Source organism: Pseudomonas sp. Tul2A7, assembly GCF_054790505.1.
The window spans coordinates 1,342,880-1,367,837 of the sequence record NZ_CP186499.1; the positions used below are offsets into that span (position 1 = coordinate 1,342,880).

The following is a 24,958-nucleotide window of genomic DNA, read 5'->3' on the forward strand; positions in this document are numbered from 1 at the left end:
CGAACTCTCATGATCCGGCCCCACTTCAGGGAAGTCCTATGTCGGCGGTACGCATCGGCCCATACACATTGCAGAACGGCTTGATTCTCGCCCCGATGGCGGGGGTCACCGATCAGCCCTTTCGTCAGCTGTGCAAGCGTCTGGGCGCAGGGCTTGTTGTCTCGGAAATGGTCACCAGCGACATGAGCCTGTGGAACACCCGCAAGTCGCGCATGCGCATGATCCACGAAGGCGATCCCGAGCCACGCTCGGTACAGATTGCCGGTGGCGACGCGCAGATGCTGGCGAACGCGGCCCGGGCCAACGTCGAACTGGGCGCACAGATTATTGATATCAACATGGGTTGTCCGGCAAAGAAGGTCTGCAACAAGGCCGCCGGTTCCGCGTTGTTGAAAGATGAAGCACTGGTGACCGAGATCCTGCATGCCGTTGTGGCGGCGGTTGATGTGCCGGTCACCCTGAAGATCCGCACCGGCTGGGATCGCGACAACAAGAACGGCCTGACCGTGGCGAAGATCGCCGAGCAGGCCGGGATCACCGCGCTGGCAGTGCATGGCCGCACTCGCGCCGATCTGTACAAGGGCGAAGCCGAGTACGACACGATTGCCGCAATCAAGCAGGCCGTGTCGATCCCGGTGTTTGCCAATGGCGATATCGATTCGCCGGAAAAGGCCCGTTACGTGCTCGACGCGACCGGTGCCGATGGCCTGTTGGTAGGCCGCGCTGCCCAAGGGCGGCCATGGATTTTTCGCGAGATCGATCATTACCTGCGCACAGGCGAGAAATTGCCGGCACCGGAACTGATCGAGGTGGAACACATACTGCTAGAGCATCTGGCCGCACTTCACGCTTTCTATGGGGATGTGATGGGCGTGCGCATTGCGCGCAAGCATGTGGGCTGGTATCTCGCAACCTTGCCGGGCGCCAGGGAGTTTCGCGCCCACTTCAATCGTTTGGATGGTACGGAAACACAATGCGCCAACGTTCGGGAGTTCTTTGCCGAGCGTTACAAGAGCCTGACAGGGGACGAAGAAGGGGTGGCCGCATGACGATGATGACCGAGACTTTAGTGAGTGGAACAGCACCCGTGAGCGACAACGTGAATTTGAAACAGCACCTCAATACCCCGAGCGAAGAAGGTCAGACCCTTCGCGGGAGTGTCGAGAAGGCGCTGCACAATTATTTCGCCCACCTTGAGGGCGCGTCCGTCACGGATGTGTACAACCTGGTGCTCTCCGAAGTCGAGGCGCCCCTGCTCGAAAGCGTGATGAACTACGTCAAGGGCAACCAGACCAAGGCCAGTGAGCTGCTGGGACTTAACCGCGGCACGCTGCGCAAGAAACTCAAGCAGTACGATCTGCTGTAAGCATTCAATCAAACCAGAAAGGCGCCCGCGTAAAAAACGGTCGCCTTTTTTGCTGACTTCCTTTGCTTTTGATGGAAATTGAGATGACCGACCAGACTACCCGCCTGCCGATCCGCCGCGCCTTGATCAGCGTTTCCGACAAGACCGGGATCCTCGAATTCGCCAAGGAGCTTGAAGCCCTGGGCGTCGAGATCCTCTCCACCGGCGGGACGTTCAAGCTGCTGCGCGACAACGGTGTTGCCGCAGTGGAAGTCGCGGATTACACCGGTTTCGCCGAGATGATGGACGGTCGGGTGAAAACCCTGCACCCGAAAATCCACGGCGGCATCCTCGGTCGTCGCGGTATCGACGACGCGATCATGAGCGAGCACGGCATCAAGCCGATCGATCTGGTTGCCGTTAATCTCTATCCGTTCGAAGCCACTATCAACAAGCCAGGCTGCGACCTGCCGACCGCCATCGAAAACATCGACATCGGCGGCCCGACCATGGTCCGTTCGGCAGCGAAAAACCATAAAGACGTAGCGATCGTGGTAAATGCCAGCGATTACGCCAGCGTGCTCGAAGGTCTCAAGGCCGGCGGCCTGACCTACGCTCAGCGTTTCGACCTGATGCTCAAGGCCTTCGAACACACGGCTGCCTACGACGGCATGATCGCCAACTATATGGGCACTGTGAATCAGGCCGCTGAAACCCTGAGCACTGAAGGCCGCAGCGAATTCCCGCGCACCTTCAACAGCCAGTTCATCAAGGCCCAGGAAATGCGCTACGGCGAGAACCCGCACCAGAGCGCGGCGTTCTACGTTGAGGCCAAGCCTGCCGAAGTCGGCATCGCCACTGCGACCCAACTGCAAGGCAAAGAGCTGTCGTACAACAACGTCGCCGACACCGACGCCGCGCTGGAATGCGTGAAGAGCTTCGTCAAGCCAGCCTGCGTGATCGTCAAGCACGCCAATCCATGCGGCGTGGCAGTCAGCCCGGACGCTGAAGGCGGCATCCGTCAGGCCTATGAACTGGCTTACGCCACCGATACCGAATCGGCGTTCGGCGGCATCATTGCCTTCAACCGTGAACTGGATGCCGAGACCGCCAAAGCGATCGTCGAGCGTCAGTTCGTTGAAGTGATCATCGCCCCGAGCGTCAGCGAAGAGGCTCGCGCCATCGTTGCAGCCAAAGCCAACGTGCGCCTGCTGGCCTGCGGCGAGTGGTCGGCTGACCGCGCCGCTGCCTGGGACTACAAGCGCGTCAACGGCGGCCTGCTGGTACAGAGCCGCGACATCGGCATGATCAGCGCCGATGACCTGAAAGTCGTGACCAAACGCGCCCCGACCGAACAGGAAATCCACGACCTGATCTTCGCCTGGAAAGTCGCCAAGTACGTTAAGTCGAACGCCATCGTCTACGCCAAGAACCGTCAGACCATCGGTGTCGGCGCTGGCCAGATGAGCCGCGTAAACTCGGCACGTATCGCCGCGATCAAGGCTGAGCACGCCGGTCTGCAAGTGGCCGGTTCGGTGATGGCATCGGACGCGTTCTTCCCGTTCCGTGATGGTCTGGACAACGCGGCCAAGGTTGGTATCACAGCAGTGATCCAGCCGGGTGGCTCGATGCGTGATGCTGAAGTGATTGCCGCTGCTGACGAAGCCGGCATCGCCATGGTATTCACCGGCATGCGCCACTTCCGTCACTGATTATTGCTTGCTCGTACCCACGCTCTGCGTGGGCACGCAGCCCGGGACGCTCCGCGTCCCTCGGACGCAGAGCGTCCGTAGAGGCATTCCCACGCAGAGCGTGGGAAAGATCCGCCCCCACAGAATTAGCGTCATCCGAGGTTTTTGAAATGAATGTTTTGATCATTGGCAGCGGTGGCCGTGAACACGCCCTGGCCTGGAAAGTGGCTCAGGATCCGCGCGTGCAGAAGGTTTTCGTTGCACCGGGCAACGCTGGCACCGCCATTGAAGCCAAGTGCGAAAACGTCGCCATCGACGTGCTGGCCCTTGAGCAACTGGCCGACTTCGCCGAGAAAAACGTTTCCCTGACCATCGTCGGTCCGGAAGTGCCGCTGGTGGCTGGCGTTGTCGACCTGTTCCGCTCACGTGGTCTGGATTGCTTCGGCCCGACCGCCGGTGCCGCGCAACTGGAAGGCTCGAAAGCTTTCACCAAGGATTTCCTCGCGCGCCACAAGATCCCGACCGCCGACTACCAGAACTTCACCGAGATCGAGCCAGCCCTGGCTTATCTGCGTGAAAAAGGCGCACCGATCGTAATCAAGGCCGACGGCTTGGCCGCTGGTAAAGGCGTGATCGTCGCCATGACTCTGGCTGAAGCCGAAGACGCCGTGCGTGACATGCTCGCTGGCAACGCTTTCGGTGACGCCGGTTCGCGTGTGGTCATCGAAGAATTCCTCGACGGCGAAGAAGCTTCGTTCATCGTTATGGTCGACGGCAAGAATGTGCTGCCGATGGCCACCAGCCAGGACCACAAGCGTGTTGGCGACGGCGACAGCGGCCCGAACACGGGCGGCATGGGTGCTTACTCCCCTGCCCCGGTGGTCACCGCCGACGTGCACCAGCGCGTGATGGATCTGGTGATCTGGCCGACCGTGCGCGGCATGGCCGAAGAAGGCAACGTCTACACCGGTTTCCTTTATGCCGGTCTGATGATCGACAAGGCCGGTAACCCGAAAGTCATCGAGTTCAACTGCCGCTTCGGCGATCCGGAAACCCAACCGGTGATGCTGCGTCTGCAGTCGAGCCTGGTGCTGCTGGTCGAAGCCGCGCTGGCGCAAGCGCTGGACAAGGTTGAAGCACAGTGGGATCCACGTCCGAGCGTGGGCATCGTGCTGGCCGCTGGTGGTTACCCGGGCGACTACGCCAAGGGCGCGGCGATCAACGGTCTGGATGCAGCCGCCAGCCTGGAAGGCAAAGTCTTCCACGCCGGTACTGCGCTGAAGGATGGCAATGTCGTTACCGCCGGTGGTCGCGTACTGTGCGCCACTGCAATGGGCGCCAGCGTCGGTGAAGCTCAGCAGCAAGCGTACAAGCTGGCAGCGGCCATCGACTGGGAAGGCTGCTTCTACCGCAAGGACATTGGCTACCGTGCCATTGCCCGTGAACGTGGCGAAACCCAGGAATAAGCTGTCGTTGTAGCCCGGCGCGGAATGCCATTCCCTGCCGGGCTGTTCCACCGTCGCGCATCGTTATATTCTGGCATCAACCTACGAAGGGATTTCGCCGTGCGCTGGCTCAGGATTGCCATAAGCTTCACCGTCACGTTGCTGACCTTGCTCTGCATGCTCCCGGCCCAGGCCGCGCAAGGCAGTGGATGGTCGGTATTGCTCGACGATCAGGGCAATCTGCAACTGAGCGACATCCGCTCCGCTCGCTACACCAATCAATTCAGCCCCATCGACCTTGACCGCCTCACCGCGTCCGCGCCCGATGGCGCCCTGTGGCTGCGCTTCCGGCTGGCGCCGGGCAAGCACGAACAAGTGCTGCGCATCTTTGCCCCCGACCTGTCACAGCTCAATCTCTACGTGCTCGACGGCGACAAGCTGATCGAGCAACGCAACACCGGCACCGACCAGCCACAGGCCGAACGGCCGTTGCCGAGCAGCGACTTCATGCTGCCGTTGCCGCAGAGCGACAAACCTCTCGACGTCTATCTGCGTCTGGTGTCCGACCATCAGTTGCGCCCGCACGTCACCTTGCAATCGGCGGTGATGAGCGCGGCCAATCACAATCAGACGCTGGTCTTCGGTTTACTGTTCGGCTGCCTCGGCATGCTGCTGTTGCACAATCTGGTGCGCTACGCCTACTCGCGCTCGCGCAGCAGTTTGTGGCTGGCGATCTGTGAAGGCCTGTTGGGCCTCAGTCTGTTGCTGTTGCTCAACCTTGCCGGCCCCTGGCTGCCGAACTGGCACGCGATCCAGACTCCGGGCGCCTATCTGGCCCTACTGCTGACCGCCCCCGCCGGCTTGATGTTTGCGTTGCGCTTCTTCGCCCCGCTCGGTCCGCATCCACTGAACAAACTGTTGCTGGGCGACATTCTGTTTATCGTGACCTGCAGCCTGTTGTTGCTGTTCGTCAACACCCTGCCGCTGAACATCATCACTTATGCACTGGTGGCCCTGGCCGGCCTGAGCATGTTGTTTGTCGCGTTCTATCACTGGCAGAAGGGTTATCGCCCGGCGCGCTTGTTCGTCGCGGCGATGGTGGTGTTCAACATCGGCACATTGATCATTCTTCCCGCCTTGCTGGGGCTGACACTGGTCTCGCCGCAAGGCCTGATCATGACCCTGATGGCGTTCATCTGCATCAGCGGCTTGCTGATGAGCATCGCCCTGGGCGAGCGCCAGCGCAGCATCACCGAAAGCCGTTTCAGCGTCAGCCGCGATCTCGCCGCGAGCAATGCCGAGATCAACGCCAAAGCCGAATTCCTCGCCAAGATCAGCCACGAAATCCGCACGCCGATGAACGGCGTATTGGGCATGACCGAACTGCTGCTGGGTACGCCGCTGTCGGTCAAGCAACGCGACTACGTGCAGACCATCCACAGCGCCGGCAACGAACTGCTGACGCTGATCAACGAGATCCTCGACATCTCCAAGCTCGAATCCGGGCAGATCGAACTGGATGATGTGCAGTTCGACCTCAATGCCTTGATCGATGACTGCCTGAGCATCTACCGCGCCAAGGCCGAGCAGCAGAATGTCGAACTGATCAGCTTTATCCAGCCGCAAGTGCCACGGGTGATCAGCGGTGACCCGACACGCCTGCGCCAGACACTGCTGAGCCTGCTGGAGAACGCCCTGAAGAAAACCGACGAGGGCGAAGTACTGATCGTCGTCGCCCTCGATGAGCGCAGCAGCAAACCGCGCCTGCGCATTGCCGTGCAGGACAGCGGCCAGCCAATGGAGCAGGAAGAGCGTGATGCCTTGATGCACGCCGAACTGCACAGCAAGCATTTCCTCTCGGCCAATCGCCTGGGCGGCAATCTGGGGCTGGTGATCGCACGGCAATTGATTCGTCTGATGCATGGTGAGTTCGGCATCAAGAGCGGCACCACTCAGGGCAGCACCTTGTGGCTGACCCTGCCGTTGGATCCGGATCGCCTCGAACACCCGACATCCGACCTCGACAGTCCGCTTCAAGGGGCACGGGTGCTGGTGGTCGATGACAACGACACTTGCCGCAAAGTACTGGTCCAGCAATGCAGTGCCTGGGGCTTGAACGTCAGCGCCGTGCCATCAGGCAAAGAAGCGCTGGCACTGTTGCGCACCAAGGCGCACTTGCGTGATTACTTTGATGTGGTGTTGCTCGATCAGAACATGCCGGGCATGACCGGCATGCAACTGGCGGCCAAGATCAAGGAAGACCCGAGTCTGAATCACGACATCTTGCTGATCATGCTTACCGGCATCAGCAATGCGCCAAGCAAAATCATTGCGCGCAACTCGGGGATCAAACGCATTCTCGCCAAACCGGTGGCCGGCTACACCCTCAAGACGACGCTCGCCGATGAACTGAACCAGCGCAACAAAGGCCAGGTGGTGTTCCAGCCGCAAGTGGTCAGCCCGGCCACGGCGGCGAAAGTGCCAAGCGATTTCCGCATCCTCGTTGCCGAAGACAATACGATTTCGACCAAAGTGATTCGCGGCATGCTCGGCAAGCTCAATCTGCAACCGGACACCGCCAGCAATGGCGAGGAAGCGCTGCAAGCGATGAAGGCGCAACGCTACGATCTGGTGCTGATGGACTGCGAAATGCCGATACTCGACGGTTTCTCCGCGACCCAGCAATTGCGCGCATGGGAAGTCAGTAACCAACGCATTCGCACGCCCATCGTGGCATTGACGGCGCACATTCTCGCCGAGCACAAAGAGCGCGCGCGCCAGGCCGGGATGGACGGGCACATGTCCAAGCCCGTCGAGCTGTCGCAGCTGCGCGAGCTGATCGAGCACTGGGTCGCCCAGCGTGATCAGCAGAACCGGACAGCCTCGACGTTCTGAGTTGTCCTGGTCGCCGAGTCGATCATATTTCCAGATTGCTCAAGTACTTGAGCGAGCCAGTAATGACCGACTTTTTCACCTTCTCTCGAAACTGCGCGTAGTGGAGGGTATTGAAGGTGATGGCGGCGAACTGTTCAACGCTGTCGTGGATCAGTGTTTGATCTTCGCTGAACAGAAATCCCTGCACGGCTCGCTCAATCTGAAACTGTCGATGATAGACGCCCATTTCCACCTTGTTCGGTCCGTTCAGGACGCAGGGAATCATCTGAAAAAAACCAGCGTTAGCGCGAAGGCTGGCGGACTCAAACAGGTTGAGCGCCACTGCGTTTCGCTCCATCGCCACCAGAGCACGGCGCATTGGCTCGCAGAAGGCTTCGCCGAGACTGCTTGAGATACGCTGCGTGGCCTGCGTGGCCATCCGGCGGTTATTCAATGGCGCCAGTGTTTGCGGTTTCGGCATATCCCAGCCGACAAACCTGAGCACGTTGCAGTAATACTCGAACCAGTCACCCGACAGTCCGTCATTGAACGCCGCGCGCGTAGCCCGTTGTGCATAGGCGGTGCTCATGTAGATGTCGTCCCGATGTGACGCCGGCAGACCACCGGCAAATGCCACGACACTGGCACCCACCACTGCGGCCTGCGGTGTATTGAGGTCCGTCACGGTTCAATCTCCGCTGGCAGAGTCAATGTTGCGACGCTGCTGGCACGCCGATCCCTGACTTTCAAGGCAATGGCCCTGCGCGCAGGGCCATAAAGGGTTTCGGAAAGATTGGCCCGCGCGTGATTCGCCTGGACCACGCCTCGTACATCATCGGGTTGAAACACTTGTTGCAACGGATTGGAAGTCAGCGCTTCGCGAGTCTTGAATTGGACATACGAGGTTGTGATCGAGGACGGTGAGTTCGCGCAGGTGACCAGCAAGCGCACATCCCTCGACGATGCCGGTGCGGTGATCGATTGCCCCGCGTCAGAAACTGTCATGTAACTGCGCAACAACTGGATGGCAGGCTCTTCGCCCGACATTTTTGCCATTCGTGCCAGCACGTTGGTCATTGTGCGGGTTTGCCCCAAAGCGCCCTGGCTTAGCGCGGCGGTAAAAAAACCAAGGGAAGTTTCTTCCGCTTCGTCGCTGACCTTCCAGGTCTGACTGGACTTTTGATGGCGCAACCAGAAGTCATCGAGAACGCCTACATAAGCGTCGTACCAACTCACGCCCGGAAACTTTTCAATCCTTTTGTTGGCCACCAGTTGCGCCAATAACGTTGAGTCAATCAGATCATCATAAACTTCCATCTGATCCGTTTCAGGCAAAACCAGAATGGAAGCGCCGACAACCAATATCAAACAATCGTCAGTCATATTGTTTTCTCCCATACAAAAAAGGGCGGCCGACTTTCGACCACCCTTTCACATCAATTAAATATCATATTCTTCGATTTTCGAAACAGCATTCAGACCCAGTTTCTTCCGGATAGTATCGCGAGCTGCGTCAGCGACCAGTGTATTTTTGGCAAATACCGTTTCACCACGGTACAACTTCACATTGCGGACATCCACGTCTACAAACAAGACTTTGGTTGAAGTGTTCCTGCGCAGGAAACGTACGGCACCCATCGCCATGATGGCTTCGCCGTTTACTTCAGTGCAGGCTGCGGCCGTAACGCCACCGACGCCATTGTTCAGCAGATTTCGCTCGTACACCGTCAGGGCTGTGTCACGTTTTTGCAACGCGGCGATGGCGTCCCCAGCGACTTTCAGCATCAACGCGGTGGTGGGACCCGGGACGGCGACACCTGCAATCACCGAGCCGAGAATTTCCAGCACCAGTTTATCCATCCGGACACTGGTACCGGCGACTTCCAGGTTACTGTAGTACTTGCTGACCGGTGTCCAGCCGGCGTTGGTCATGACCTCGCGGAATAACAGATACCACTCCAGACCCTGATGCTCCAGCGGATACTTTTTGTTCGCCACCAGACTTGCGAAGAGAAAAGCGTTCTGCGCGTCGGATCGATTCTGGTCACTGAGACCACCCGAGAAGGACAAGATACCTTCGCCAACGATAGAACCTTTGGTCGGGGCTTCAACCACGTCTCCCGAGTCGATACTCAGAGCAAAACTGCGACTCTGAATAGCCGCAGGCTCATCAATTTCATATTGCTGCAAGTTGCCAACGCAGTTGGAAATATAAGCTCGCTGAATGTATTGGTTATGCATAACGGATTCCTTATCCTTATTAAAACAAGCCCTCATGAACTTGTGAAAACAACCATAACCAAAGCATTAACCAACAACAAACCAAAACATGTAACACCAATTACCAAAGCAACTAAACAACAAATAAAAAACCAATAACACAACAACATCAAAAGACTTTAAAGTCATGACACCCACAAGTCATTGAACGACTGATAGACTCCTTCCCACACTCTCCTGCTGCGAGCCAAGACCATGCTCCACGTGTTGTTCAGCGTTTACCTGAAGATGCTGGTGCTCTATAGCCCGTTCTTCGTGTTGTCCTGCTTTATCAGCCTGACCCGTGGTTATTCGCGCAAGGAGCAACGGCGCCTGGCCTGGAAGGTGGCGATCGCCACTCTGGTTTCCAGTGTGCTGCTGTATTTGTTCGGGCGGGTGATATTCGATGTGTTCGGCATCACGGTCGATGCCTTCCGTATCGGTGCCGGCAGCGTGCTGTTCATCTCTGCGCTGGGCATGGCGCAAGGCAAGTCCGTGGTACAAACCGACAACGTGCAGCAGGACGTGACCATCGTACCGCTGACCATTCCGTTGACCGTTGGCCCCGGCACTATCGGTGCACTGCTGGTGATGGGGGTCAGCCAGCCGCACTGGGACGACAAACTTACGGCGATCATGAGTATTGCGTTGGCCAGTTTCACCGTCGGCGTGGTGCTCTACCTGTCCAACCGCATTGAGCGGATTCTCGGCGACCAGGGTTTGCAGATTGTCAGTCGTTTGATGGGTTTGTTTGTTTGCGCACTGGCAGCGCATATCATCTTCACCGGGGTCAAAGGCTATCTGGTGTCCTGAACCAGTGCCTCGAACCATGATCGGACAGCAGAGCGCCGCGAACAGTCTTGTTCGCGGCGCTCTATCGTGAGGCGGGCTTAGCCGGCAATAACCGGCTCGGCGGTCAGTGCCCGGAATTTCACGCTGCCACGTCCTTTCCTGGTCTGCAACTGCCGCACCCACGCGGAGATCGGCAAGGATTGCCGGGCTTTGAAGGCGAGGAATACTTCCCCGCGCAATGACGGATCGGATGAGCCCACATCACGGAATATCAGTGCATGCTCATTGGCTGGATCGACGATGACCAAATGCTCCTGCACGATCTCGAACAACAGGTTATCCGGCGTGTCGAAGTCCCAGATCAACTTGCCCGGGATCGCCGGCGATTGCCCCAGTGCATGGCGACAGTCGACGACAACCGCGTCCAGTCTCGACCAGGCGTCCTTCGACAAATGACAGGTCACACCGCCCTGTCCCAATCGCACGACCAGCGTGCTGACACCGTCGGCAATCAGCGGTAGCAGATCATTTATTTTGTCGTGGCCTTCAAGGGTCATGACCTGTGCATCGCGCTGAAGATAGTCGAACGGCCCGAAGCTGTGCATGCCTGGATACGCCTGCACCGTGCCCTGCCGACGCTCGTGCAGTAAGACATTGACCTGATTGCGGGTGCCCAGCATGACAACGTCCGCAGGCAGGCGGTTGGCGGCAATGCTCACCAGCCGAGCGCTGCGCACGTCGTACCACTGCAAATGGCCAGGCGCAGACTCCACTGACACAAACGCGCCATGTTCAACCCTGGCCAACAAGGCTTGCATGTGCTCTACCAGGTGCTCGCCTTGCGCCGCCACCCAACGACGGTCGACAGCGGTGACCAAGGCTGTCTGCTGGTGCCCCAGTTGCAGCGTTACGCCGTCAACGGTTGTACCGCGCAACCCGGAGCCATCCACGGCGACGTCGCTAAACCGCCAGTCACGCCACGCCCGTTCGGGAACTGGCAGAACGTCGTTGTGCAGCAGTTGCGCCCCTTCTGCAAATGCCCGGACAAGCTGCTGTGGTTCAACGAACCCCTGTGTCCAGATTTCACCTGTGGAAATATTGAACAGCCAGGCCGCCCGATTATCGGAGGCCATGCCCAGCAAGCGCACTGGAACGTCGCGTCCCGGATCGCACAAGAGCAGGCGGCCGTTCACACACCAGGCACTCAGGTTGCCGTCTCCGGCCAGGTTGCGCAAACCAACGATCGCAAAACTGTCCACCGGATAACGTTTGGCAAGCGGCTCCAGCGCCAGCCACCAGTGCGTATGATCCTTCAGCCACTGCTCACCGACACCGTACAGGGGGAACTCGCCTTGGGCAGACAGATTAAAGAGTCGTCCCTCGTCGTCCAGAATCAGATAGCCGTTCTCGACCGCCACGATTTGCTTGAGCCCTGGCGGCTGCACCCAGCGATCCGACCACTGTTCGACACCTTGCGCCACCAACCGCTGCCGGCGACAAAGGGTCTGGTCGAGACGGTTGTAGATGAAGTAGACATTTTCTTGCTGCGCCATCGGCAACAGCACCAGGTCCGCCAGATTCTTGATCGAGTCCGGCCAGCCACGGGCATGACGCGCCTCAGGCAATGGATGAATCAACAAGCGATCGAGACTGCGAATCCAGACGATATCGCGCTTGTCCGTGTCGAATGTCCAGCTGACGGAAACGTACGTCGCCGGTTGCCAGTCGACGGTCGTCTCACCGTCTCGCTCAGCGACGGGACGAAGCACTGTGTGCTCGCCCAGGACCGATGCCCAGTCGCCCAGGATTTCGCTGGCGAATACAGTCGCCTGCAGCTCCGGCGCCATGTCATGGGTGACGGAACCCAGCAGCAGTTGCTGCCGGTGAATCAGGTAATTGAACCGTCGGGGCCCATGGGCGCCGGTGACAGTCTGCTCGACATGAATCACGCCATGTGCATCCATCTCGACAGGGCCAATCAGGCTTTCGCCCTCAGCCACGATCAACCGATAGCGATACCTGAGCAGCCCACTGACGGCATCGACCTGCCAGATGTCATAGCTGTCCGGCAGATAGAAATACGCATACCCATCGGCCACCAGTGCCAGTTGTGCGTCCTCGGTATCGGCGATGTCTTCGTTGCGGATGTAGACGAAACGGTCTTCCCGGGCGTCATACCAGGCGGTGGTGGAGCGCGGCGCCTGCGGCGACTCGAACGGGATCAGCCAGTCACGCACCGGCGTATAGGGCAGTACCAGGCGATGCTCGCGGGCCAGCGTTCTGAAATGCGTCAGCAACGCTTGTTCATCAAGCCCCACCGGTGCGCTTTGCTGGATGACATCCAGTTGACGCTTGCCACGGTCAACGCTGAACAATTGATGATCACCCGTACGAATCAGCAACGAATGACGTCCATGGCCGGTTACTTTCACGTGAACATTACCGATGTACAGATCACCCAGACGCTCGATCCGGACATCACCTTCGCGCGCCCAACCAGCCTCCAGTACCCAGCTGGAGGAGTTCTGACTCGACGACACGAGTTCTATGTGAGCGTCTGGATTGAGTGCCAGGGTGCAATGCGCGCCACCGCCGAAAATCTTGTATGACACCTGATTTTTCCAGGCGCTTGGCAGCGACGGGACCACCAGCGTGCGTTGAGTCCTGTCCAGAAGAACTTCGATGACGGTTTCGCGATACTGGGGAAGCAGGCGGCTGACGATGTAGTGCGAAGGAAATGAGTAAAACGAAAACAGAAACAGCCACTTGCCGTCTGCCTGCCGTTTTTCCAGACGGCGGGCGATGTCGAAACCGCGGTCGTGCCGCGCAGAAGCAAACGGCAGTGCCTTGTATTCATAGCCATAACAGGTCTCGGGGGTGCACGGCAGGACGATGGTTTGCCCCTCGGCCGGTGCGAACGCAAGCTGCCCGGGCAAGCCCAGGTGCTGGCGCACATTGATCGCCCGGGGGTAGTCGGCCTCGAAATCCGGCACACCGAAGTGGTCGCGCAGCGGGTACAGTCTGGGGCTGTCGAGTATCAACGCAGTGGCTGCCAGATCGATTCTTTTGACCACCAGCGCTGGCGCCACAACCCACGCCTTCAGGGCATCGTCGAAGCGATAACCGACGCCGCGATGGGCCTCTTGCAGATCCGCAAAAAACGTCCCGACTTCCTGGGCGTTGCGTGCGATGGCGGCAAACCCTTGCGCCAGTGCCGCCACACCCACAGCCAACCCGCCCAAAATCACCCCGGCGCCGCCCAGCACCGCAGCGGCAGTCGACGCGCCAGCGACTGCCGCTCCGACCCCGCCGGCCGTCAATGCCAGACTGGCGGAGTCAAACGCCAGCTGCGTGCCGAATTGCGCTTTTTCAACATCGTCGCCAGCGGTTACCAACTGATAAATATCAAACCCGACGTTGGCCAGTCCCAGCACGGCCCCGATACCTTCATTGGCTGCATGCCCCAACGCCTCTGAGACCACTGAGGCACAAGTGCGGGCGATGATCTTTTCTTCCCCCAACGCGGTTTTGACCAGTTGAACCAGACCGACTACATCCACGACATTGCCATGCAGCAACTGCGCGTAATTGAGGTAAGCGTGCAGACGTACCGCGGTGGTCAGCGTGCGGCCTTCGCCTTCACGTCCGCGCAAGGCGTTCATCAGCGCCTGGATCGCGAAACCGGCATTGAGGGTATGAACACTGCCAGCCTCGGTCGGATCCAGTACCGCCGCGGTTGCGACTGGTTTGCGCACCAGCGTCGTAAACTGCTCGGACAACCAGTTTTTGATCCGCAGCAGTCGGTGGTCGTCGCTGACAACCTGCACCACACGTTCGGGCTGCGCCGGGTCGATCATATGCAATCGATACTGGCCCTCGGGGGTGACTTCCAGGGTGTCGAACAATGGCACCAACGACGTGGCCGACGTATGAAGGTCTTGCAGCGCTGTCGTCGCATGAGCGATCTGCTGTCCCCACCAATGACTGTCCAGCCCGAGCAGGCTGGCCCCCAGATGAGAATTTTCGACCAGTGATCGACCATGGGCGCTGTTCAGACGCTGGCGCAACTTGCCGGCTGGCTGCCCGGGCAACGGCTCGCCCTTGAGCATCTTCGCCACCTCGAACCCGGTGGACAATGACAAGGCCGCCACGCGCTCGCCCTGCAACTCGATCAGGTCGAACGTCGGCCGGATCTCGGCGCCGTAGGCCGCATAATATTTGGCCATGCCCATCTTCAGGAAAAAGTGCTCCAGCGCCCGCTTGAGCATCGCGGCACTCTCGAATTCGAACACGCCGAAGTTGGGGTCGTAAAAATGATAGAGGACCTTTTCACCCTCTACGGTTTTCGCCACCAGCATCGAGTGATTGTCCGAGTTGAGCAACAACGTTCGGGTGCTTGTATGGTTCTCCAGTGCCGTGGTGATCTGACCCAGATCAGCCCGCGAGAGCGTCGTGCCCACCTCACTCAGCCGGATCCCTCGCAGTTCCTCCAGCGCTTGTACAAAAACAATCGAATCATTCTGCTGTGGCTCAAGAACAGCCAGGTAAAAACGTTCGCGCAGGTGATGGGAAGCCGTTTCGCCCGTCGCAATGGCAGCGGCCATCATCAAGGCCAGGGGATAACAGCGCCCCCCAATCGTTTCGCCAACGCCATCAAGCAATAGATCTTGCGGTACGGGTTTCACGCCGCTGACTTCGATTTGACTGAAGACCTGATCCATCTGCTGGCCAATCTGCAAGCGATGTTCAAGCGTGGCCACTTGTTGTATCTGTGCAACGTAGCGTCCCCACTGTTGCAGGGTCTGCGCCTTTATCAGCGCAGCTTTTTTCAGATCCAGCGCGCTGACCGATGCTGCCGATTCAGCGATCTCGCCGGCCAGACCACTCAGGAACGCTGCATCTTTGCGGGTATACAGATGTCGTTCAATGACGGCATAGCGACTCGAAGCACCCAGCTCACGAACACTGTTGGCCAGGTTATCCAAATCACCGCTGTACGCGTCAAAGCGTTGGCTGTGCAGCGAGTCGATTCCCAGCAACACGCCCAACGCCAAACGCTGCAGTGGCGTTGTCTCGGCCAGTGTCAGCTCACCATGGGCCATCGCGCTCAGCACTTCATCCAGCCCCAGATTCAGGAATCGCCTGTCTGGCGGAAAAGCCGCAGGTCGCGCTCTGAGCGGCTGATCCTTGATGAGCTGACGATCGGCAAAACTCAGGGGCAAAGGATCCTCGAACGTCATCGTCCCGTCGAAGCCCTGGCGCATGGCCTCGACAAAGCGATCACCGAGCCCGTCGACCAGACGCTGCAAGATATCGGTCAGCAGCACCGCACGCCCTTCAATCAGAGGCCAACCCTGCTCGAACTCAATGCTCGAACCTTTGAGCAATTGCGCGACATCGCCCTTGTAGCGGGTTTTGTAATGACCTTGCTTCCAGCGCGCCTGCTCATCCTCGACCCATTTCACCGGATCGGTCGCGTTGTCTTTCCAGGAGTGATCCAGCTCTTCTTCGGTGGCACGGTTGACCGAGGCGTAGCGTGCAATGGCGGCCTCGGTGCGAATTTCCCTGGCCTGCTTCGGAGTGAGATGCACTCTGGCGTAATCGGCCATGGCGTCGCGTATCGCACCCGGGCCGGTCAAATAGATGGTGCCTTCGCTCTGGCGCCGGATCCCGTCACTGAAGTAGCTCGCAGCCGCACTGGCGAGAAAGCCTGCGAGCATTTCTTCCTGGTTCGGCAGTTCGCGGAACGGGCCGTAAGTCTGCTCCAGAATCGTCTGCGCCAACGACAACACACCTTCAGAGTCAGTCAGTGCGACACCACGCTGCGCCGCCTGGCGTAGCGTGTCGTCGACCAACTGATAGTTGAAGCGAATACGTTCGATCACTGCTTGCAGCGTCGCCGATCCGGCATGGGCCATCAGGAACGCATTGGTCATCGAATTGCCTTCGGCGACTGCTCGCAACATGAAGGGGCGAGCCAGCAAATCGGTCGGGGCCTGGAAAACCTGGCTCAGTGCCGGGCGGCTCTGAGCGAACGCTTCAAACGCCGCACGGTGCTCTGCCGGGATGCGCTTGGCATAGCTGTTGGAGGGCTGACGGCCCGGCATCCAATCGGGATTATGGTTGAGCAGCAGTTGCAAAATACCCAGGCGGGCGTCGACACCCAGAACCTCAAGATCGACCCCCGCCAACTTCGCCACCAGAGGCGGCAAGTTATCGACATCGGCATAGCTGCCACTCTCGCGATACAGCACTTCGACCCGCACGATATCCGAAGCTGCCGCCAGATTGCCGCGCAAACGCATTTCCTGCTCATAGAGGCTCTGAAGCTGCAAGGGAACAGACGCCGCGTCAAGGTCGCGCAACTGCAGATCGCCTCCGGCCATGGCTTGCAGGGTGCGACGGTTCTGCTCGCGCAGTACCTGCAATGACGCCGCATCCTGGCCATAGGCGCGAACCAGCAGATCAATCCGTGCGTCATCGGCGGATTGCCCTTTGGCCACAGCCTCATTGAGGTGTGCCTGCATCTGCCGCTTCAGCACAATGGCACGCTCTTCGTATAGGTCAGCCAGCGCATTTTCATCGACGGTTTTATCGCCGACATGGGCCAGGGCGTCAGCCTTGGCCGCCTCGACCATCAGCTTGTTGGTCTGATATGCCAGCAGCGCATCGCTGTCGTACCAGAGATTGAGCGTGTACCCCTGCCCGGCGAGCACCTGCTTCCAGACATTGAGGTAATCACGCTGAATCTCGCCAAGCCCGCCCCCCAGCCAGACGAAGTGCAGCGTTTTTGCAACGCGTGTCGGCGCGGTTTTGAGCAATTCGACCCCCACATGCACCCGCGACTCGAAGGCTTCGACCCGCTCGTAAATTCGCGCCAGATCCGGGGCGGACGTTTGCTCGGTTGGCAACGGCGGTTCCACCTCACGCCGCACCCGACTCGATCCCAGCAAAGGCTCCAGCGTCTGACGTAATAGCCTCAAGGGCTCAAGCAACTGCTGTGAATCCTTGGCGCCGGCACAGGCGGCGTAATAGCGCAGCAGCGCGTCGTAATGCTTGTTGTTTTTATGCAGTAATAACACCTGTTCAAAATCACTACGCGGAAAGAGCGCTCCAAAGTTCAAAAAATTCTCGCCAACTGCAACTTCAATATCTCGCATGATGCCCTCGAAATCTTTCAAAAGAATAGTAACGAGCACCACGCTAATCATTAAATCGGCAAATCTCAAAAAAGAACAAACTCAATTATTTTCAGAAATCATGTGCAACTTAAATATCTGATCAATCATCAGAACAATCGCTTTCCGTATATTTCCGCCGAGCATCAACACCTTTAAAACCTGGACAACCTAAAACAAACAAAAACAATTAAACGTAAAAAGGTCGTGAACTCCCGTCCACGACCTTTTTACGTTTTAGTTTGGCTGTATATTTCAGGCCAGCTGTTTTACTAACTTCTCCAGTGTTGCAACCTCTACATCGGACTGTACGTATGCCAGCGCATCAAGCCACTGGTCGACACCTCGCCGGTAGTCCACCGCGCCGAGCCTGATGCTTATCTGCAGCAGCCTGCCTGACTCGTCACCTTCCGGCGCGACATTACGCACGATCAGGCTGTGGGCCGTATCCGGGTCTGAGATTACCAACTGCCCGTCGACCAAAGACACCAACAGGCGCTCGGCAGCGTCCACGTCCAGTACCAAAGTACAGATAGGCGTATCGACTGCACCTTGCGGACGCTGGCGATCGACTACGATGCAGTCCAGCCGTTGCCAGGCTTGTTCCGACACCCGATAGCTCAATGCCTTGGCACCATAGGTGAGAATCAGTTTTTCGACCCCGTCAGGCAGCAATGCCATGATATCGGTGACCTCACCACTCACCTCGAGCGCCAGGAGCTCGCCTTCGCGTCGGGCGTAACTGTCTTGTACCCAGACGCCCTGCGCCGCCCCGCGACTGTAGATGAGGCTGTCAATCGGGTCGAACAGCATGGCCACCGATGTGTCGCGCGCGCCAAGAAACACCGGCCACTGACCATCGGCCCGGCCCGAAATATCAAAGAGGCGATCCAGTTCCGGCACAAAGTACGTATAGCGACCCAGGGAGTCTTCGACGTGCACAACCGGTGCATGGGCTTGTCCGCTCAATAACGCCTTCAAGCGGGCCTGCAACTGCTCGGCGGTCTGCCCGGGGATGAATGACCATTGTCTTTCGACGCCGACGATGCGTGCCGGCTGTTGATCGAGCAGTTCCAGGTTAACGCCTTGGCGGGTACGCCCGAGCAACCCTTGCCCCTGCGTCAGCACCTCGGCGAATGCCCATTGCCCCCAGACTTTTTCCGCCACTGGCAGCAACGTGCGATCCAGTAACCGCGGGCCGTTGGCAAACGCTGCGCGCAACGTCTGGATCTGCACCAGCGCCTGGCGATAAAGCTGCCCAGCCGAAACGTCCAGCAGCCAGGCGGCCTGCTTGTCGGGCGTCAGTCCAAGCAAGGCCAGCTCCGTACCTTCACCGACCTCAGCGAGCAATACCTTCGCGCCGATACACCACGCCGCCACTGAGTGCAGGCCGGAAACGTTACTCAACCCGATGATCGAAAACGGCGCATCCCGATAAGCATCGGCCAGCGCCGGTAATGCGCTGAGCCAGTCGGCATGGCTGCGCAACCAGTGGGCTCCGATGCCAACGAATTGCAGCGCGCCTTGCTTGTCGACCTCAAACAGGCGTCCGTCTGCCCGGGTTGCGATGTAGCGCTCAGCGAATGAACTGACATCGATGACATCCTCGGCGACGACTTGCCCACCCGCCGGCCCGGCTCCACGACGCAGCAATCGGGCCTGCTTGCTGTAGAACAGCGGCAGATCGTCCAAGCCGTCATCCCAGGTCAGCAGGATCGTGTCCAGCTTGAGCCCGGTGCTATGGGCCAACTGGAAATACAGCCGGTCAGCCAGACGGATCCAGCCCAGATCTCGCAGCGTTTCTTTCTCATGGCTGCGAATCTGCACGAACCCGGCGGGCCCCCAGGTGCTCAGGCTCGACGCCATGCCAGACGTGCCATCGGCATAGGTCCGCGGCGTATTGAAGCGAGCCACCAATGCATGCCAGTAATCGGCCGGACGCCTAGGCGTGTAATCGCTCCAGGCGGCTGATGTATGGATGCCGGTAAGCACTGCAGAATATTCAGTCAGCAGGTATTCGAATGCGATCTCTACCCCTCCGTTGACTTCAAGCATTTTCTGCCGCAGACGCAGGCCGTTGGCAGTCTGTTCGCAGCCAATGATCCTTGCACCACCGCCAGGGTTCATCAGTCGGTAGCGATGCTTGACCGTGCCGGTGATCGCATCGACCCGCCAGACCGTCGCGTGCCCGGGGTGATAAAACCATGCCTGCCTGGCGTTGGCTGCAGCCAATACAACGCCGTCATTGACATCCTCTGGCAGGTTGCGCGCATACAACAGCCGGGCACGCGCAACGTCGTAGTAGGCGGTGACCAGGACGGGCCGCAGCGCAGCGTCCATAGGCACCCGGAATTTGTGTAACGGCACAAAAGCCGCTGCAACGCGTCGCTCCGCCACGCGTGTCCGAACGCGTGCCAGCAGCGCAGCCTGCGAATCCTGTTGCTCCTGGGTGACAGACACCAGCAGCAGACGCTGGTTTTTCCAGTCGAGACTGAACATCTCGCCATTGCTCAGTTGGATGAAGTCCACCTGACCCTCGATCCGTATTCCATCGACACTGAGAAACGACTCTTCAAATCGCACCTTGTTTTCGCTGACCCATGGCGCATGAAGTACCCACTGGGTCGCCGCGTAATTGCGCAGGAAAACGGCAACCAGACCGGGAGTCAACCAGAGCTGGCGAGCACCTGGTGAACGGCTGAAGATCTCGTAGGAAATGCACTGTTTCCATTCTGCCGGCAATCTCGGCACCAGCAACTGGCGCACCTGTTCGTCCAGCGTCACCACAATCCGTGTGGGCTTGTTGAACGGGTAGAGCTTGTAGAGGATGTGCGGGAACGGTGTGTTGGCGAAGAAATAGAAACGCTGGTTGCCATGCCTGTCGTACTCCAGCTTGTTGACGGTACTGTTGCGCAGGCTCGGATACCAGGTTTGCATGAGTGGCTGGTGGAGCTCATCAGCCAGGACGCCAAATGGCAGAAGCGTGCTGAGGAAGCTCGCTGAGGCCTTTTCGCTTGCTTGCCGGGGCTCGCGCGCCAACTCGCCAGGCTGTGGCTCATAGGCATAGCCGGACGTTCCGACCTGATACTCATAACCGAAGTAGCACTGCGGTGTACACGGGAGCACCACCGTCTGTACGTCACCGGGCGCCGGCCGGATGAGACTGACCACTTGCGGCAGTCCGAGCGTCTCGCGGATATCGATCGCCTGATGCAGTCGCGACGGGTGATTGTTGAACTGCGGCAGCTCAAGTCCGCCGCGATCCATGGGGTAAAACTTCTGACTGTCGAAACGGATCCGGTTGCCTTGCAAGTCCAGCTCGGTGATGACGGCTTCGGGTTCAAAACTCAGCGTCCCGTCCTTGCGCGTGTAAACGCCAGGGCCGTAGGCGTCCTGGATCTTGCGCAAGTACGCGCCCACGCCTTTGGCCTTGTCGCTGATCTGTCCCAGGTTGCTGGCGATCGCCGTCACACCAATGCCGACGCCGAGCAGCGGCACCGACAGAATCGCAGCGGCACCGCCCACCGCTCCGCCAACCGCCAATGCGGTGATATCCAGCGCCAGGGCCGCGACATTGAATACCAGTTGCGTGGCCAACCGTGAACGCTGTTCCTGATTGGTCGCCACTGCCAGACCATAGAGGTCAAACCCTATATTGACGGCGGAGAAGACAATCCCGGCAGCTACGGAGGCCCGGCCCAGCAGCCGACCGGACAGCGATGACTGGCGCAGCGCCAATGCCTGCTCACTGGCAGCCACTTGACGAACCAGACTGACGATCTGTGCCGCATCGTTCAATACGCCATAACCTAACTGGGCATAACTGACATAGACCTGCACCTGCAGGGCGATCGACAACGCCGGCACCTGCTCCTCCCCGGCCTGGTATTCGCGATGGCGCATCTCGGTAATCAGCGTCTGAATCGCAAAGGCGAAACTCAACCGACTACCGCCGTCGGCCTCGCCCGCTGCAGTATTTTTGCCGGCCAGGGACTGCACCAGACGCTGGATGTGCTGTTGGACTTTGCTGAAGCGCGCGTCGGTGGTGGTAACGACTCGAGCGTTTTGCGGATTGCGCGCGTCTACCAGCGTCACGCTGTAGCCTGCGTCGGGGTGCTTCTGCAGCGTTTCCAGCAGCGGCAGAAACTCACCGCCCAACTTGTTTTCGGTACGTAACTGACCGCTGGCCTGCTCGAATGCCTGCGCCCAATAACGCGCATCCAGTTGCGCCAGACTGGCGCCCATCCGGGCGTTTTCACCCAGCGATCGCTGGCGTCCAACGGCTTGTTTTTGCCAGACCGAAGCGCTCCCTGGATCGACAATCGGAGCGTTTTGCAAAAAGCTGCCCAGCGGCGTATTCGACAAAAGTGTCCGGCCCATGATCGCCGTGGTATCGAGCTCGACAACATTGAACCGCGCACGGTCGCCCTCCGCGAGACCGTATAGCCGGGCCATTGCAGCGTTATCTCTGCTCAGGTAGCGCTGCATGCCCTCTTTAAGTTGCTCTACCCGGGCAAACCCGTAAATCGCAAAATTCGGCTCATAAAACCGGTAAACCGTCTGGCTGCCCGCCACTGTTTTCCCCACCAGTAGGGCGTGATTGCCGGTGTCGAGCAGCATGACCGTCGAAGCGGCTTTCGCCTCAAGCATTTGTGCGATGGAGTCCAGGCCATGATGGCCGTGTGGCTTGCCCACGGCTGTCAGCGGCACAGCCTGCAATTCGTCCAGCGCCAATAACAAAGCCCGCGAGTCAGCGTCCTCCGGGGCATGGCTGACGTTCGCTACCCGGCCGATCAGGGCACGCTCAGCCGCCTCACCACCGGTCAGCGCTGCCGCCATCATCAGTGCCAGCGGATAGCATCGACGACCAGGATCGCCCGGCGTAGTCATGAGCAGGTCCTGCGGCACTTTCCTGGCGGACATGGCGCCAGCCTTGAACAGTTCGGTACGAACCGCCTCACCGCTGCGCAGAATCTGCGCGTGATATTCACGGCGCGCCGTGCTGTTGATCCGGGCGATACGTTCACCCCACTGACGCAACGTCAATGGCTCGCCCAAGGCACGCACCTTGAGTTCGCGGGCGGTGTACGTGGTGGAAGGTTCAGCGCTTGCCAGGCCTGCCTTGAAGGCCGGCGACGCGTGCTGGCGCAAGGCACTTTCGAGAGCGTTGAAGCGGGCAAACAGCCCATCTTCGGCGGTTTGCGCAGCGAGGCTGGAAAGGTCCTTCCACGCCCCGGCAAAGCCCTCGATATCCAGGCTCGCCGCGCCGAACATTCCGCCCAGCATCACGCGCAGCAACGGGCTGAGTTGTTCGACGGCGAGCGAGCCGCGGGCAACCCGGACCAACAGTTCGTTCAGGTTACTGGTGGACTCCGCACCGTAAGACGGCGGCAGTTCAAGGGCAGGCTGGGCGAGAATTTGCTGGCGGGCATCGAAACCGATGGCAAAAGCTTTGTTGAAAGTGACATCGCCGCTCAACTTGTCTTTCATTGCGCGAATGAACGGTTCGCCCAGGTCATCCATCAGCTGTTGCAGCACCGAGGTCAACAGCACCGGTTTGCCTTCGATCACCGGCCAGCCTTGTTTAAAGGTCAGGGTCTGCGGCCTCAGCAGATCCGCCAAATGACCGGCGTAACGTGACTTGAGTTTGCCGTTGCGCCATTTGTCCTGCTCTTGCTCAAGCCATTTGTTTTCATCGCCATTCACGGTCCAGCCGGAGATCCGCTCCTCTTCCGTGGAAACGTTATAGCCCTCGACCAATTTCAGTCGATTGCGAACCTCATCGATATGATCGGATTGCAGACGCTGTTCGATATATTTGCCAAGTCCTGCCGCCGCCGCACCCGGCCCGGTAAGGGCAATGGTGCCGCGTGCAAGGACCCGAATACCATCCTGATAATACGCGCGAATGGCATCGATCAGCTTCGCTGACGAATAGTGAGTTTTTGAATCGGGAAACTTGCCCTCGGCCGCCGTTTCATTGACCACATTTTGAATGATGGGCAACGCCCGTCCCTCATCCGCGATATCGATGCCGGCAGCGAGCAAGCGGCTCTCCACTTCTAGCAGGCAGTCATAATTGCTTCGAATCATCTGCATGTAAGACAGGGTCATGGCACTGCCCGGGTGGGCGATGAAATGCGCGTTCATTTCCCCGGTAGTCGCACTGCCATGGGCAGTTCCCAAGCGAAGGGCATCCTGCGGCACAGCGCGCTCCTGCGGTGCGACGAAAACCTCATGAATACCGGGTTTACCGCGCGCAAAAGTGGTTAATGCCTCTTTATGCCGAGCTCCAATTTCGCCGGTTATCTCTGTATAGCGGTGCGGATCCCGGCCGGGCATCAGCGCTTGGTTGTGATCCAGTAAAAGTTTCAGTACCCCGAGTCGCTGATTGTCATCAAAACCACTGATATCCACGCCGCCCAACGTATCGGCCAGTGGCGGCAAGTAATCCATGTCGCTGTAACGCCCCCCCTCCAGGTACTCGGCCTGCAACCGCACGACATCACTCGCCGCGGCAAAATTGCCGCGCATGGCCACTTCACGCTGATAGACATCCTGTAGGAAATGCCCGGCAAATTCGTGGCGGACGTCACGCAACTGCAAGTCCGTGCCGACCATCGCCTGATGCGTCTCCAGGCACTGCCGACGGAAAGCCTCAAGCGTCGCGCGATCCTTGCCGTAAGCACGAACCATCAGATCGATACGCGCCTCGTCCGCCCGACCAGCCCATTGCGGCTGGTTCAGGTAGTCGAACATCTGATGTTTCAATACCCGCGCGCGGTCTTCAATCATCTTCGACAACTGCAGGGGTCTGGTGACCTTATCGCCTTCCGATGCCATCGCATCCGCTCTTGCACTGTCGAGAATCACCCGATTCATCTCGAAGGCGAGCAGTGCATCACTGTCGTACCAGAGATTGAACCGATACCCCTGCGGCTCCAGCACCTTGCGCCAGATGTTCATGTAATCGCGCTGATTGTTGCCCACCTCACTGCCACCGACCCAGACGAAGTGCATGATGTTCGGCACGGGCCGGGCGACGCCGTTCAGCATCTCCACCGTGGCTGACAATCTCGCCACATAGCGATTCAACCGGGTTCGAATCCGATGGATGGCCATAGGCACCGGCGTCGACTTGCGATCCATCAAGGCCTCGAGTCGCTCCTGAAACAGTTTCGCCGGCAGCAGTTTTTCGACCGCTGTGAAGGTCTTGCTGGCAAGTTCATGAGACTCGGCCAGCGCCGCATACTCGCCTGAGTCGGCAAACTCGCTCAATGCCCCTTGAAGTGTCGAATACTCTGCAGCCGAAGTGAATGAAAGTTCACTTGCAGTGTTTCCTGTAGCACTCATCCGTATTCTTCCTTGATTCAA

11 protein-coding genes are annotated in these 24,958 nt (G+C 58.9%); 6 read left to right on the forward strand and 5 right to left on the reverse strand.

What is annotated here, in order from left to right; genetic code table 11:
* The first annotated feature begins 38 nt into the window (after window positions 1–38).
* From dusB to ACOYXJ_RS06185, 5 genes are all read left to right on the forward strand, one after another.
* Window positions 39–1,049, forward strand: a complete 1,011-nt coding sequence (gene dusB, locus ACOYXJ_RS06165) for a tRNA dihydrouridine synthase DusB (RefSeq protein ID WP_102899389.1) — start codon at window positions 39–41, stop codon at window positions 1,047–1,049.
* Complete coding sequence (gene fis / locus ACOYXJ_RS06170) at window positions 1,046–1,366, forward strand: DNA-binding transcriptional regulator Fis (RefSeq protein WP_003221275.1); 321 nt, start codon at window positions 1,046–1,048, stop codon at window positions 1,364–1,366. The genes dusB and fis overlap by 4 nt, the downstream gene beginning before the upstream one ends.
* A gap of 83 nt (window positions 1,367–1,449) precedes the next feature.
* Window positions 1,450–3,057, forward strand: a complete 1,608-nt coding sequence (gene purH, locus ACOYXJ_RS06175; protein WP_007914589.1) for a bifunctional phosphoribosylaminoimidazolecarboxamide formyltransferase/IMP cyclohydrolase — start codon at window positions 1,450–1,452, stop codon at window positions 3,055–3,057.
* A 149-nt stretch (window positions 3,058–3,206) separates the two neighbouring features.
* Window positions 3,207–4,502, forward strand: a complete 1,296-nt coding sequence (gene purD / locus ACOYXJ_RS06180; protein ID WP_150795274.1) for a phosphoribosylamine--glycine ligase — start codon at window positions 3,207–3,209, stop codon at window positions 4,500–4,502.
* A 99-nt stretch (window positions 4,503–4,601) separates the two neighbouring features.
* Window positions 4,602–7,376, forward strand: a complete 2,775-nt coding sequence (locus tag ACOYXJ_RS06185; protein ID WP_460368471.1) for a hybrid sensor histidine kinase/response regulator — start codon at window positions 4,602–4,604, stop codon at window positions 7,374–7,376.
* Window positions 7,377–7,398: 22 nt separating this feature from the next.
* Here the strand turns inward: ACOYXJ_RS06185 and ACOYXJ_RS06190 are convergent, their stop codons facing one another.
* The 3 genes from ACOYXJ_RS06190 to ACOYXJ_RS06200 form a co-directional block, all read right to left on the reverse strand.
* The gene (locus tag ACOYXJ_RS06190) at window positions 7,399–7,944 is read right to left on the reverse strand and encodes a hypothetical protein (protein ID WP_460368473.1); all 546 of its coding nucleotides are present in this window, start codon (window positions 7,942–7,944) and stop codon (window positions 7,399–7,401) included.
* A gap of 92 nt (window positions 7,945–8,036) precedes the next feature.
* Window positions 8,037–8,738, reverse strand: a complete 702-nt coding sequence (locus tag ACOYXJ_RS06195) for a hypothetical protein (RefSeq protein ID WP_460368476.1) — start codon at window positions 8,736–8,738, stop codon at window positions 8,037–8,039.
* A 57-nt stretch (window positions 8,739–8,795) separates the two neighbouring features.
* Entirely contained in the window at window positions 8,796–9,596 is an 801-nt protein-coding gene (locus tag ACOYXJ_RS06200) for a hypothetical protein (protein WP_150795272.1), read from the reverse strand.
* Window positions 9,597–9,830: 234 nt separating this feature from the next.
* On the opposite strand from ACOYXJ_RS06200, the gene ACOYXJ_RS06205 reads away from it, so the two are divergent.
* A complete protein-coding gene (locus ACOYXJ_RS06205; RefSeq protein WP_460368478.1) occupies window positions 9,831–10,427 on the forward strand; it encodes a MarC family protein in 597 nt (198 codons plus the stop codon).
* Window positions 10,428–10,504: 77 nt separating this feature from the next.
* Here the strand turns inward: ACOYXJ_RS06205 and ACOYXJ_RS06210 are convergent, their stop codons facing one another.
* Together ACOYXJ_RS06210 and ACOYXJ_RS06215 are read right to left on the reverse strand one after the other, a co-directional pair.
* A complete protein-coding gene (locus ACOYXJ_RS06210; RefSeq protein WP_460368480.1) occupies window positions 10,505–17,566 on the reverse strand; it encodes a TcdA/TcdB pore-forming domain-containing protein in 7,062 nt (2,353 codons plus the stop codon).
* 273 nt (window positions 17,567–17,839) lie between these two features.
* Window positions 17,840–24,937 carry a TcdA/TcdB pore-forming domain-containing protein gene (locus ACOYXJ_RS06215; protein WP_460368482.1) on the reverse strand — a complete coding sequence of 2,366 codons (7,098 nt, stop codon included), beginning with the start codon at window positions 24,935–24,937 and terminating at the stop codon, window positions 17,840–17,842.
* Window positions 24,938–24,958 lie beyond the last annotated feature (21 nt).

Bases quoted from the DNA above. Each gene is read 5' to 3' on its own strand.
- ACOYXJ_RS06215 (WP_460368482.1), bottom strand. From the start codon at position 24,937: ATGAGTGCTACAGGAAACACTGCAAGTGAACTTTCATTCACTTCGGCT.
- ACOYXJ_RS06205 (WP_460368478.1), top strand. From the start codon at position 9,831: ATGCTCCACGTGTTGTTCAGCGTTTACCTGAAGATGCTGGTGCTCTAT.
- purH (WP_007914589.1), top strand. From the start codon at position 1,450: ATGACCGACCAGACTACCCGCCTGCCGATCCGCCGCGCCTTGATCAGC.
- purD (WP_150795274.1), top strand. From the start codon at position 3,207: ATGAATGTTTTGATCATTGGCAGCGGTGGCCGTGAACACGCCCTGGCC.
- ACOYXJ_RS06195 (WP_460368476.1), bottom strand. From the start codon at position 8,738: ATGACTGACGATTGTTTGATATTGGTTGTCGGCGCTTCCATTCTGGTT.
- ACOYXJ_RS06200 (WP_150795272.1), bottom strand. From the start codon at position 9,596: ATGCATAACCAATACATTCAGCGAGCTTATATTTCCAACTGCGTTGGC.
- ACOYXJ_RS06210 (WP_460368480.1), bottom strand. From the start codon at position 17,566: ATGCGAGATATTGAAGTTGCAGTTGGCGAGAATTTTTTGAACTTTGGA.
- fis (WP_003221275.1), top strand. From the start codon at position 1,046: ATGACGATGATGACCGAGACTTTAGTGAGTGGAACAGCACCCGTGAGC.
- dusB (WP_102899389.1), top strand. From the start codon at position 39: ATGTCGGCGGTACGCATCGGCCCATACACATTGCAGAACGGCTTGATT.
- ACOYXJ_RS06190 (WP_460368473.1), bottom strand. From the start codon at position 7,944: ATGAGCACCGCCTATGCACAACGGGCTACGCGCGCGGCGTTCAATGAC.